Annotated in this window: 12 protein-coding genes; all 12 read left to right on the top strand. The window is 49.2% G+C overall.

Going from position 1 to position 12,291, the window contains the following annotated elements; genetic code table 11:
• The first annotated feature begins 41 nt into the window (after nt 1-41).
• Nucleotides 42-914, top strand: coding sequence for a 5'-3' exonuclease (locus ADA01nite_RS01150; protein WP_146808055.1), 873 nt, complete (start codon nt 42-44; stop codon nt 912-914).
• Between the two features lie 89 nt (nt 915-1,003).
• Nucleotides 1,004-1,765 carry an enoyl-CoA hydratase/isomerase family protein gene (locus tag ADA01nite_RS01145; protein WP_146808054.1) on the top strand — a complete coding sequence of 254 codons (762 nt, stop codon included), beginning with the start codon at nt 1,004-1,006 and terminating at the stop codon, nt 1,763-1,765.
• A gap of 140 nt (nt 1,766-1,905) precedes the next feature.
• Nucleotides 1,906-2,577 (top strand): RsfA family transcriptional regulator, encoded by a 672-nt coding sequence (locus ADA01nite_RS01140; protein ID WP_146808053.1) that lies wholly within the window; start codon nt 1,906-1,908, stop codon nt 2,575-2,577.
• Between the two features lie 180 nt (nt 2,578-2,757).
• On the top strand, nt 2,758-4,104 hold the full coding sequence (locus ADA01nite_RS01135) for an acetyl-CoA carboxylase biotin carboxylase subunit (protein WP_146808140.1): 1,347 nt from the start codon (nt 2,758-2,760) through the stop codon (nt 4,102-4,104).
• Between the two features lie 14 nt (nt 4,105-4,118).
• A complete protein-coding gene (locus tag ADA01nite_RS01130) occupies nt 4,119-4,334 on the top strand; it encodes an acetyl-CoA carboxylase biotin carboxyl carrier protein subunit (RefSeq protein WP_146808052.1) in 216 nt (71 codons plus the stop codon).
• Between the two features lie 12 nt (nt 4,335-4,346).
• Nucleotides 4,347-5,285, top strand: coding sequence for a hydroxymethylglutaryl-CoA lyase (locus ADA01nite_RS01125; RefSeq protein ID WP_146808139.1), 939 nt, complete (start codon nt 4,347-4,349; stop codon nt 5,283-5,285).
• Nucleotides 5,260-6,816, top strand: a complete 1,557-nt coding sequence (locus ADA01nite_RS01120) for an acyl-CoA carboxylase subunit beta (RefSeq protein ID WP_146808051.1) — start codon at nt 5,260-5,262, stop codon at nt 6,814-6,816. The genes ADA01nite_RS01125 and ADA01nite_RS01120 overlap by 26 nt, the downstream gene beginning before the upstream one ends.
• A gap of 108 nt (nt 6,817-6,924) precedes the next feature.
• On the top strand, nt 6,925-7,521 hold the full coding sequence (locus ADA01nite_RS01115) for a TetR/AcrR family transcriptional regulator (protein WP_146808050.1): 597 nt from the start codon (nt 6,925-6,927) through the stop codon (nt 7,519-7,521).
• A 279-nt stretch (nt 7,522-7,800) separates the two neighbouring features.
• Nucleotides 7,801-9,432 carry a bacillithiol biosynthesis cysteine-adding enzyme BshC gene (bshC, locus tag ADA01nite_RS01110; RefSeq protein WP_170230060.1) on the top strand — a complete coding sequence of 544 codons (1,632 nt, stop codon included), beginning with the start codon at nt 7,801-7,803 and terminating at the stop codon, nt 9,430-9,432.
• An 18-nt stretch (nt 9,433-9,450) separates the two neighbouring features.
• Nucleotides 9,451-10,713, top strand: coding sequence for an adenosylhomocysteinase (locus ADA01nite_RS01105; protein WP_146808048.1), 1,263 nt, complete (start codon nt 9,451-9,453; stop codon nt 10,711-10,713).
• Nucleotides 10,714-10,895: 182 nt separating this feature from the next.
• On the top strand, nt 10,896-11,327 hold the full coding sequence (gene mraZ / locus ADA01nite_RS01100; RefSeq protein ID WP_146808047.1) for a division/cell wall cluster transcriptional repressor MraZ: 432 nt from the start codon (nt 10,896-10,898) through the stop codon (nt 11,325-11,327).
• A 19-nt stretch (nt 11,328-11,346) separates the two neighbouring features.
• Complete coding sequence (rsmH, locus tag ADA01nite_RS01095) at nt 11,347-12,288, top strand: 16S rRNA (cytosine(1402)-N(4))-methyltransferase RsmH (RefSeq protein ID WP_371863521.1); 942 nt, start codon at nt 11,347-11,349, stop codon at nt 12,286-12,288.
• Nucleotides 12,289-12,291: the final 3 nt, after the last annotated feature.

The following is a 12,291-nucleotide window of genomic DNA, read 5'->3' as shown; positions in this document are numbered from 1 at the left end:
TGATATAATTACACCAGTGAAATGAACGGAGGAGATTATGCTTGCCAGACTCTAATTTAGTATTGCTTGTTGACGGAATGTCTTTATTGTTCCGCGCTTATTACGCGACTTCTTATAATGGATATATTATGAAAACTAGCTCAGGCGTACCAACAAATGCTATTTATGGTTTTGTGAAGTATTTTTGGGATGCCGTTCAGACATTTAAGCCTAGTCATGTAGTTTGCTGCTGGGATATGGGAAGTAAAACGTTTCGGAGCGATTTATACGTTTCCTATAAGGCGAATCGATCAGAACCGCCAAATGAATTGCTTCCGCAGTTCGATTTAGTCAAAGATGTAGTAAGTAGCTTTGGGGTTCCTAATGTTGGTGTAAAGGGATACGAAGCGGATGATTGTATCGGCACTTTATCTCGTTGCTATGGCAGTGAAGCAGATGTTAGAATTTTAACGAGCGATCGGGACAGTTTACAACTAATAAATGATCGTGTTCATGCGGTAATCATGAAAAAAGGGTTGTCTAACTATACTGTTTATACTCCTGAATTGCTAATGAGTGAAATGGGAATCACTCCTGAACAGGTTATTGATTTAAAAGCTTTAATGGGTGATCCGAGCGATTGTTATCCAGGGGTAAGGGGGATTGGAGAAAAGACCGCTTTAAAGTTGTTGAAAGAACATCAAACAATCGAAGGGATTCTAGAGAATATATCTTCCCTTTCCGCTGGACTTCGAAAAAAAATTGAAACAGATATAGACATGCTTCACCTTTCCAGGCAGTTGGCCAGAATTAAAACAGATGTTCCAATTACGTGCTCACTTAACGAGTGTGGCTGGAAAGTCGATTATGATAAGGTAAAAGAGCAATTTGAAGCATTGGAGTTCAAGGGTCTTACGAAATTAATTTTAACTTGAAAATACGTTGCTGAATTTGAGATTCACCGCCTGCTAAATAGGCTGGCTGAGTATACTATGTAAACCAAGTGAATGAGGGGAGAGAGAAGATGAGCACAGTTTTAATAGAAAAGCAGGACGGGATCGCTCTCGTAACATTGAACCGCCCGGAAGTCCGAAATGCGATTAGTTTTGAAATGGTAGAAGAGCTGGACGCATGTCTGGATGATTTATCCGCTGATAACGAAGTAAAAGTAGTTATTTTTACAGGTGCCGGAGATAAAGCATTCGTGTCGGGAGGAGATCTCGACCAGTTCCTATCAGTACGCACGAAGGACAAGTCTTATCCGATGCTTATGCGGGTGGCTCGTCTGCTTAGCAAGATTGAGCGGTATCCGAAGCCAACGATCGCCATGATGAACGGGGCGGCCATCGGTGGCGGCTGTGAATTCGCCACCGCCTGCCGTTTCCGTATGGCGAGTGACAGAGCGAAGATGGGATTCGTACAAATCGGCATGCACATTATTACCGGGTGGGGAAGCGGCACTCGACTTATGGAGAAAATCGGCACAAACAACGCGCTTACGCTGTTGTTGACGGGAGAGTTGTTCGACGCTGCATACGGTAAAGAGATTGGATTTATTGATCGTGTGTTTCCGCATGAGACACTGCGCGAAGAGGTGTTTGCCTTCGCTGCAAAAATTGCCGATAAACCGCTTGCAGGCATCGAAGCATACATGAAAGTCGCCAAAATGGTTGATTCCGGCCTGGCGCGCGACGTATGCATCGAAGAAGAGATTGATCTCTGCTCCTCGCTTTGGGGATCGGACGCTCATTATGGCGTAGTTCAGAAATTTTTGCAAAAAAAATAAAAGAAACCGAAAATCCCTGCGTTTAAAACTTTCAATGGCTGGACATACTATTTTACTAGAAAATCAGTCTATGAAATCTAGCAAGTGCATAAAAATAGTGATAACAAGGCAAATTGCAAAGTAAACGGAGGGATTCATATATGACGGCAACACGACAGGATGCATGGACACCGGATGATGATTTGTTGCTGGCTGAAGTGACACTGCGCCATATCCGCGAAGGAAGTACACAACTGTGCGCATTCGAAGAAGTAGGCGAGCGGCTCAGCAGGACGGCAGCGGCGTGCGGGTTCCGCTGGAACAGCACCGTGCGCAAACGCTATGAGGACGCGATTCAAATCGCCAAGGCTCACCGTCAGGAGCGGAAGAAAGCGAAGCGGAAGCTCAAAAGCGTAGCTTCTCTTTCCCTGGTAGAAGAGGCAAGTCTAGTAGAAGAGAATAACCAGACTAATGGAAAAGAAACGGTGGCTTTGCGGCATCAGGAGATGCAGGAAGAGCTTTCGTTCGATGTGGTCATTCGCTTCTTGCGCGGTCAGAAGGATGTATTCAAGCGTATGAAGCAGTTGGAAAAAGAAGCTGAGGATAGCCGCAGAGAGCTGGAAGAATTGCGCGCCGAGAATGAGAGTCTGAAAGAAGAGTTGTCTTTAATGAAGTCGAACTATCAAGTTGTCAATGACGATTACAAAGCGCTGATTCAAATTATGGACCGTGCGCGGAAAATGGCGTTTCTCGGCAGCGAAGAAGACGTGGATGTCAAGCAGCGTTTTAAGATGGATGCCAACGGTAACCTCGAGCGTGTCGATTACCGGTAGAGTAAAAAAGAGGGACAGATCAGGGCAGGGCATAGGCTTTGCTCTTCTGTCTCTCTTTTTTTATACTGCACAATTAAAAAAATTTCGAAAGTAAAAAGGTATTTTTGAGCGTTTGTAGAAACTAATAAGATATAGCAACCTATTTTTACATATTGTGCATGAAAGGGTGAGCGAATGGAAATTAGAACGGTCCTCATTGCGAATCGGGGCGAAATTGCCCGTCGAATCATACGAACGTGCAAAGCAAAAGGAATTCGTACGATTGCGGTTTATTCCGAGGCCGATGCCACCATGCCTTTTGTGCGTGAAGCGGATACAGCGGTTTTAATTGGTCCGCCGCCGGTGGCGCAGAGCTATTTGAATATGGAAACGATTTTACAGGCCGCCAAAGAACATGGTGCCGATGCCATCCACCCGGGCTACGGCCTGCTGTCCGAGAATGGACGCTTTGCAAGACGGTGCGCGGAAGAAGGGATGATATTCATAGGTCCACGTCCGGAAGTGATGGAAGATATGGGCGCCAAAATTCGTGCACGCAGCAAGATGATAGAAGCAGGTGTGCCGGTCGTTCCAGGCTATAACGGCAACATTTTAGATGCAGAAGAAGCGTGCCGCGTCGCAGCAGAAATCGGGTATCCGGTCATGCTGAAAGCCAGCGCAGGCGGCGGTGGTATCGGGATGCAGATTTGCCGCGATGACGAAGAGGTTAGAAAAGCATTTCAATCTGCCAAAGGACGTGCGAAAGCATACTTCGGTAACGATGATATGTTTATTGAGAAATATATTGACAATCCGCATCATATTGAGGTCCAAATTGCCGGCGATGAGCATGGCCGTATCGTGCATTTGTTCGAACGTGAATGTTCGATTCAGCGTCGCCATCAGAAAGTAATCGAAGAAAGCCCTTCTCCTTTCCTCGACGAGACGACACGGGGTCTGATTTGTGACGCTGCTGTACGGGCGGCGCAAGCCGTTGAATATACAGGGGTTGGCACCGTCGAATTTATTATGGACGGGAATAAAGAATTTTTCTTCCTGGAGATGAATACACGCCTGCAGGTAGAGCACCCGGTCACCGAAGCGGTAACGGGGCTTGATTTGGTAGAGCTGCAGCTTACAATCGCTGAAGGGAAAGCGCTGCCATTTACACAGGAAGACATAACACAGCAGGGGCATGCGATGGAGCTTCGCATCTATGCCGAAGATCCGGTTACATTCATGCCGTCTCCCGGTACGATTTCCCGCTATGAGCAGCCGGAAGGTGAAGGGATTCGCATCGATGACGCAGTCGAGTCCGGCTCGGTGATTACACCGTTCTATGACCCGATGATCGGCAAGCTCATTGTCAGCGGCAACACGCGGGCGGAAGTGATTGCACGGGCTGAGGACGCGCTTGCTCAATATGCGATCGAAGGCATTAAAACAAACATCTCAATGCTTAGCGAGGTGCTCGGTGATGAGGAATTTGCCGCTGGTATATATACGACGCAATTCGTCCAGCAAATGAAAAGAATGACCAACAAATAGGGGGAAGAGAGCGTATGAAACAAATTGTAGCAAATATGGCAGGTACAGTAATCAATATATTGGTGAATGAAGGAGACGAAGTGCAGGCAGGCGCTGACGTCGTTATGCTCGAATCCATGAAAATGGAAGTGCCGGTAGCGGCGGAAGTGTCCGGAAAAGTAACCGCCATTAAAGTAAATATCAGTGATTTTGTCAATGAGGGAGATATATTGATCGAGCTTGAAGGATAAGGAGGTAGCATGATGGATAACCGGGTTACGCTCTTTGAAGTCGGCCCGCGCGACGGGTTGCAGAACGAAAAAGACAGCGTTCCTACTTCTGTCAAGGTTGAACTGATTGAGCGATTAGTCAGTGCAGGGATCCGTCATATCGAGGCGACTTCCTTTGTTAATCCGAAGTGGATTCCACAGCTGGCCGATGCGGTTGATGTGCTGAATCAACTGCATCGGGAAGATGATGTCGTCTACAGTGCGCTTGTGCCCAATCTTAAGGGATTGGAACGAGCCAGACAGACTGGAATACGGGAAATTGCCGTGTTCATGTCGGCCAGTGAATCGCACAACAAAAGCAACATCAATAAAACAATTGAAGAAACGTACCCGGTCCTGCAGGAAGTGGTTGAGGCAGCCATAGCGGAAGGGATGCGTGTGCGCGGCTATGTGTCCACTGCATTCGGGTGTCCGTACGAAGGAGAAGTGTCTCTTTCGGCAGTGGCTCGTGTAACGGAGAAGCTGCTGCGCATGGGCGTCTATGAAGTCTCCATCGGAGACACGATCGGCGTGGGTACGCCAGGCCAGGTGAAGGAGCGATTTATTTCCCTTATCGAACAATTTGGTGCAGCGCGGCTCGCCGGTCATTTCCACGATACGCGCGGCACGGGACTCGCGAACGTCTATGCAGCGCTTGAAGCGGGCATTCGCACGTTTGACAGCTCGATTGCAGGGCTTGGCGGCTGCCCGTATGCTCCGGGCGCATCCGGCAACATCTCGACGGAGGACCTGGTGTATATGCTTCATGGTATGGGGATAGAGACGGGCGTGCAACTGGAGAAGCTGGTGGAGACAGGCGCGTTTATGGAACGTGTGCTGAACCGCACACTGCCTTCACGGGTACTGCAGGCAATGAAAAAAACAGGCAAGGAAGGGGAATGCGGCAATGAGCAATACACAGCAGGCAAGTAAAGCGCTTACAGATACGCTTCGTGAACGAGTTGAGCAGATACAGGCCGGCGGCGCCGAGAAATACCATCTCAAAAACAAAGAACAGAATAAGCTTTTTGTACGTGATCGACTGAAGCTGTTATTTGATGATGAATTTCAACTTGAGGATGGCCTGTTTGCCAATTTCATGGCTGGCGATTTGCCTGCGGATGGCGTGGTCACTGCTATTGGCAAAGTAAATGGTCAGACAGTGTGCGTCATGGCAAACGACTCCACTGTCAAAGCCGGGTCTTGGGGCGCACGTACGGTTGAGAAGATTATCCGCATTCAAGAAACGGCTGAAAAGCTGCGTGTGCCGATGATTTATCTCGTTGATTCAGCAGGGGCGCGCATTACGGACCAGATTCAAATGTTTCCGGGCCGTCGTGGTGCCGGCCGCATTTTCTACAATCAGGTGAAGATGTCCGGTATGGTGCCACAGGTATGCGTATTGTTCGGACCTTCTGCGGCCGGCGGCGCATACATCCCGGCATTCTGCGACATCGTTATTATGGTGGATGGCAATGCCAGCATGTATCTGGGCTCGCCACGCATGGCCGAGATGGTCATCGGAGAGAAGGTTACGCTTGAAGAAATGGGAGGTGCCCGCATGCACTGCTCTGTTAGCGGTTGCGGCGACGTATTGGCCGCTTCTGAGCAGGAAGCGATTGAATCCGCACGTCAGTACCTCTCTTATTTTCCGGCTAACTTCCAGGAGAAACCGCCGGTACGCAAGGCGAAAGCGCCGAAGGCAGGCGTGCGCAGCGTAGAAGAGATTGTCCCGACCAACCAAAACGCGCCGTTCAACATGCATGAGTTGATTGAGGCCATTGTAGACGAAGGCTCTTTCTATGAGATGAAAAAGTTATTCGCAGCAGAATTGGTAACCGGATTCGCGCGTATGGACGGTAAGCCTGTCGGCATCCTTGCAAACCAGCCGCGCGTGAAAGGCGGCGTACTCTTTGTCGATTCGGCAGATAAAGCAGCGCGTTTCATCAACCTGTGTGATGCCTATAGCATTCCATTACTGTTCCTTGCTGATGTCCCTGGTTTTATGATTGGTACGAAAGTAGAGCGTGCAGGTATTATTCGCCACGGCGCCAAGATGATTTCGGCGATGTCGGAAGCGTCTGTACCAAAGATTTCCGTGATTGTGCGCAAGGCATACGGTGCAGGTCTGTACGCAATGGCAGGTCCTGCGTTCGAGCCAGATTGCTGCTTGGCACTCCCGACGGCACAGATTGCGGTAATGGGTCCTGAAGCAGCCGTGAATGCGGTGTACAGTAACAAGATTAACGCAATCGAAGACCCGCAGGAACGCCAAAAGTTCGTTATGGAAAAACGAAAGGAATACCAGGAAGACATCGATATCTATCGCCTCGCTTCCGAGCTTATTATCGATGGAATTGTAGAAGGAAACCAACTTCGCAAAGAGCTGATTGGCCGTCTTGAAGTTTATAGCAGCAAACAACTGACCTTCTCGCATCGCAAGCATCCGGTCTATCCAGTATAAGCCCTTGGTGATGGCGAGTCGGCTACACACCGCTCCTCGATTGGCGTTTTCGAATGTATGCGGATGTGTTATGATGGAACATATTGATAGCGATTGAGGAGCAAGAACATGAGTCATTCCTTTCAACAGCGTATTCTAACGGCTGCGCACAAGATTTTCATCGAAAAAGGGTACCGGCAGGCCGATATGCGCTCTATCGCCAAAGAAGCGGGCATTGCCGTCGGTACCATTTATAACTATTATCCGAATAAAGCGGTGCTGTATCAGGCGATACTGGTCCAGCAATCGGACGAACTCGACCACCGGATTTTCCAGATTACGCGGGATGAGGAACAGACGTCCATAGAGAAGCTACAATCGATTACCGAGCTTCTGCTCGCATTCGCTGCCAGTCATTCCAGCTTCTGGCGCGAAATTGTTGAAGATCCGCAGCGGAACGCAGAAATGCGGGATGAAGGCCACAAGGCACAGATGCAGGCCCACGAGCAGCTTAAAAAGCACTTGCTCAGTGTATTTGCCGAGTTTACCGCACAATCTGCATGGACGGAGCGTCATGTACTGACGTATATGGCAGCGGTAACGCATATTGGCTTCTTTTTTCCGGATCAGCAGGAAGAAAACCGGAGGTATGTAATGGGGCTTGTGCAGCACATGATTGACCAATCAGCCTTTGAGGATAAGGCAGAGAAGCATATTCACGAGTGAAGGAGACAAGATAGATGGGAGGCTAACTTCTCATCTATCTTTTTTCTTTGAAAATCATGAGAAAAGAAGGAAGGGGAAGAGGAAAGAAGATCCGGAGAAGAAAAAGGCCTTCGCCTTTTTCTGCATTGAAATCACTGTCTCGTTCTCTTCTCTCTTTTCCTTCGTACTACGAGCGTTGCTCGATCACTTGTTCATTTTCACGGCAGGGCTTGTAGCTAGATAAGTGATGGTGATTTTGTGTTATACTTATTTTAAATAAGCAAAGAAAGGATGAACCGTGTGCAACTGCAAAAGGTACGATTACTACCCGGCCAAGCGATTGTGCGTGATTACATACATAACTATGAGAAAGTGAAAGAGTTTTATTTATATAGACCATACGAGCAGGCCAGCATTGAGAAGCGTCTCAGTTGGCTTGCTGCGCATCCGGCATCGAACCGGCCGGAACTGGTAGACGGACTGCTTGCGTTTAACAGGGAAATCGGCAATCATGCGCATGCCTTACAGAACATCGAGAAGCTGCGCCAACCGGATGCGTATGTGACGGTGGCGGGCCAGCAGGCGGGTGTGCTCACCGGTCCGCTCTATACAATTCATAAGGCGATTACCATCATTCGGCTTGCGGAAGAGCAGGAAGCAAAGCGGGGCAAGCCGGTCGTTCCGGTATTCTGGATTGCAGGCGAAGACCATGACTATGAAGAGGTCAACCATACGTATGTACAAACGCGCGCGTCTGAAGTGAAGAAAGTAAAGCTTGGGACAGAGCACGCAGGACGGACGTCCATCTCACATTTGCCGGTAGCTCCGGATGAAATACGTACCTTTATTGACGAGTATTTCGCCGAACAAATCGAGACCGAATTTTCCGGGGAAATAAAAGAAACATTGTACCGGTTTGCCGAAAGCTCCGATACGCTCACCGGTTTTTTCGCACGAACGATGGCGTGGCTGCTCGGCGAACAGGGACTTATCCTAATGGATGCGGCGCTTCCGTTTGTACGACGCTTAGAGAAGCCGGTGTTTGCGCAAATTATTGAGCGGAATGAAGAACTGAACGAAGCGGTATCTATACAGGGGGAGAAACTCGAAGCGCTCGGCTATCATCGGCAGGTGGAGACGGATAGGTCAAACGCGCAATTTTTTCTGTATCGGGAAGGGGAGCGTGTCGGTGTAACACGGCTTGCGGACGGCACATTCCAAACGCGCGATGGAAGCGAGACCTATACCAAACAACAATTGCTTACCATGCTCGAAGAGAATCCAGAGCAATTCAGCGCCAATGTGGTGACGCGACCGTTGATGCAGGAATATTTGCTGCCGACACTTGCGTTCGTCGGCGGACCGGGGGAGATTGCCTACTGGGGACTGTATGCCGAGTCATTCCGACGCATGGGCTTTGAGATGCCGCCGCTTATTCCGCGGCTGTCGTTTAGCCTGTTCGAAGGCGCGGTGCAGAAAAACATGCGCAAGTATGAAGTGAGCACGAAAGAGGCGTTGACCGGCCTCGCGGAGAAACGTGAACAATTCCTTGCCGCTCAGGATACACTAAACTTCGAAGAGAAGTTTAATGATGTGCGGGAGAAAATTACGCGCCTGTATACTCCTCTTATTCGAGATGCGGCGGAAATCGAACGCGGACTGCAGAATCTCGGTGAAAAAAACCTGGAAAAAGTTCTCGAACAGGTTTCCTATTATGAAAACAAAATCCAGGCCGCTTTCGTTAAACAACATGAAGCGGCGCTGCGCCAATTCGACCGTATTGCAGTTTCACTGTTTCCATTGGACAAACCGCAGGAACGAGTTTACAATATATTTGGTTATCTTAACAAATACGGCATGGAATGGTTCAGAGCGTTTGCCTCGTATCCGTACGACGTTGTACCTGAACACTATGCGGTATTTATTGATTAAAGACGGGAGGCTGACATTTTGAATACAACAGAAAAAAGCATCGTGCGCGACATGAGTCTCGCGCCGAGCGGACATCTGAAAATTGACTGGGTTAAAGAACATATGCCCGTGTTAAACCGCATTCGTGAACAGTTTGAAAAAGAACAGCCGTTCAAAGGCTTAAAAGTAGCCATTTCGCTGCACCTGGAAGCAAAAACGGCATACCTGGCCAAAGTTGTGAAAGCCGGCGGAGCCGACGTTACGATTACAGGCAGCAACCCGCTATCCACACAGGACGATGTAGCCGCTGCTCTTGTAGAAGACGGCATCACAGTATTTGCGAAATACAATCCTGACCCTGCTGAATATAAAGAACACTTTATCAAAACGCTTGAAACAAAACCGGATTTAATCATTGACGACGGCGGCGACCTCGTTACGATTCTGCACTCCGAACGTCCGGACCTGCTTGAGCAGGTACGCGGAGGCTGCGAAGAAACGACGACAGGCGTTATCCGTAACCGTGCGTTAGAGAAGTCGGGCGAATTGAAATTCCCGATGATCGCGGTAAACGACGCGTACTGCAAGTATTTGTTCGACAATCGATATGGTACAGGCCAGTCCGTATGGGACGGCATCAACCGCACGACCAATCTGGTAGTTGCGGGCAAAACGGTCGTCGTTATCGGTTACGGCTGGTGCGGCCGTGGCGTGGCGCTGCGTGCAAAAGGTCTCGGCGCCAAAGTTATCGTTACTGAAATCGACGGCATCAAAGCGATCGAAGCATACATGGATGGTTTCGAAGTTATGCCGATGGCGGAGGCGGCGAAACACGGCGATTATTTTGTAACGGTAACCGGCAACCGTGACGTTATCCGCGGTGAACATATCGAGGTAATGAAAGACGGCGCGATTCTGTCCAACGCCGGCCATTTCGATGTCGAAATCAATAAGCCGGAACTTGAATCGCTCTCTACGTCCAAACGCGTCGTACGCAAAGACATTGAAGAATACGTCATGAAAGACGGCCGCAAAATTTATCTGCTGGCGGAAGGCCGCCTCGTCAACCTGGCGGCAGGCGACGGCCACCCGGCGGAAATCATGGATATGACGTTTGCGCTGCAGGCTGTGTCTCTTGCATATGTCAATGAGAGGTACAAAGAGATTGGGGCGCGCGTGCTTAACGTTCCGTATGAACTGGATGAGCAGGTGGCTCGTCTGAAGCTGGAAGCTTTGGGACTGGGCATAGATACTTTGACAGAAGAGCAGAAAGCGTATCTGGAAAGCTGGAAAGAAGAATAGGAAAAAACTCACAGTGTCGAATGGGGGTGTTCACCCATTCGACATTTTTTTTATGCAATTAGCGCTAATTCACCAAAACTTCCTAAGTTTTTATAGAAGGATTTCATTTTATAAGCTAGAATACGTATGTGGTATAAAGTGGGGCAAAGTGGAGGAAAAGGTAAACAGGTAGGTGAGAAGGCGTGTTCATGGGAGAGTTCGAGCATACGCTGGACGATAAAGGACGGCTGACGATTCCTTCCCGTTTCCGGGAGGAGCTCGGCGAACGCTTCGTCATGACGCGCGGACTGGACCACTGTTTGTTTGTATACCCAATGGAAGAATGGAGCGTGCTGACAGGAAAGCTGAAAGCCCTCCCCTTTACTCGGGCCGATGCTCGTGCGTTTACCCGCCTGTTTTTCTCCGGTGCTACTGAATGTGTGCTGGACAAGCAGGGTAGAGTAAATATACCGGTCACCCTTCGCAGACACGGGAGAATTGATAAGGAATGCGTTGTTATCGGCGTATCTAACCGGATTGAGATTTGGAGTCTGGCAGAGTGGGAAAAGTATACGTCCGAGTCCGGCGATTATTTTAATGAGATTGCAGAGAAAATTGTAGACTTTGATTTATAGCAGGACGCAAGGAGGAAAAATGATGTTCCATCATATTACGGTGCTGCACCAGGAAGCAGTGGACGGCTTGGCCATCAAGCCGGGCGGAATTTATGTAGATTGCACGCTTGGTGGTGCCGGCCACAGCTCATTAATCGCATCAAGGCTTAGCGAAGGAGGCTGCCTCATCGCTATCGATCAGGACGATATTGCCCTTGCCAACGCTAAAGAACGCCTGGCACCGTACATGGAACATGTCACGCTTGTCAAAAGCAATTTCCGTCGTATCAAGCAGGTACTTGAAGAATTACATATTCCACAAATCGACGGAGTGCTGTTCGATCTGGGTGTTTCATCGCCTCAGTTGGATGAAGCAGAACGGGGTTTTAGCTATAATGCGGACGCGCCGCTTGATATGCGGATGGATCAGACGCAATCGCTGACCGCTCGCGAAATTGTTAACGAGTGGCCTGAAGAGAAGCTTGCGTCCATTATTTTCGAATACGGCGAAGAGAAGTTTGCGCGCCGTATCGCCAGAGAAATTGCAGTCGAACGCAAGAAGCGTGCAATCGTTACTACAGAAGATTTGGTCGAGTTGATTAAACGCGGCATTCCGGCCGCGGCGAGACGCACCGGACCGCATCCGGCAAAGCGGACATTTCAGGCGATTCGCATTGCGGTAAACGATGAGCTGAACGCCTTTAAAGAAGCGCTGGAAGCGGGCATCGGATTGCTTGCGCCCGGCGGCAGGGCAAGCGTAATTACTTTTCATTCGCTTGAAGATAGGATTTGTAAACAAACCTACCAGGAGTATAGCAAGGGCTGCGTATGTCCGCCGGATTTTCCACAGTGTGCTTGCGGAAACAAGCCGGTGTTGAAAATTATTACACGCAAACCGATTGTACCCGGAGAAGCGGAATTGAACGAGAACCGCAGAGCGCGCTCTGCGAAGCTGCGTGTTGCTGAGAAGCTGGAAATATAAACA

The organism is Aneurinibacillus danicus (assembly GCF_007991215.1).
Classification (GTDB): domain Bacteria; phylum Bacillota; class Bacilli; order Aneurinibacillales; family Aneurinibacillaceae; genus Aneurinibacillus; species Aneurinibacillus danicus.
Note: the sequence above shows the minus strand (reverse complement) of the source record. Positions and strands in the feature narration are given on the sequence as shown.

Coding starts and splice junctions, on each gene's coding strand:
- rsmH (WP_371863521.1), top strand. CDS start 11,347: ATGATGTTCCATCATATTACGGTGCTGCACCAGGAAGCAGTGGACGGC.
- ADA01nite_RS01140 (WP_146808053.1), top strand. CDS start 1,906: ATGACGGCAACACGACAGGATGCATGGACACCGGATGATGATTTGTTG.
- ADA01nite_RS01120 (WP_146808051.1), top strand. CDS start 5,260: ATGAGCAATACACAGCAGGCAAGTAAAGCGCTTACAGATACGCTTCGT.
- ADA01nite_RS01130 (WP_146808052.1), top strand. CDS start 4,119: ATGAAACAAATTGTAGCAAATATGGCAGGTACAGTAATCAATATATTG.
- ADA01nite_RS01145 (WP_146808054.1), top strand. CDS start 1,004: ATGAGCACAGTTTTAATAGAAAAGCAGGACGGGATCGCTCTCGTAACA.
- ADA01nite_RS01125 (WP_146808139.1), top strand. CDS start 4,347: ATGGATAACCGGGTTACGCTCTTTGAAGTCGGCCCGCGCGACGGGTTG.
- ADA01nite_RS01115 (WP_146808050.1), top strand. CDS start 6,925: ATGAGTCATTCCTTTCAACAGCGTATTCTAACGGCTGCGCACAAGATT.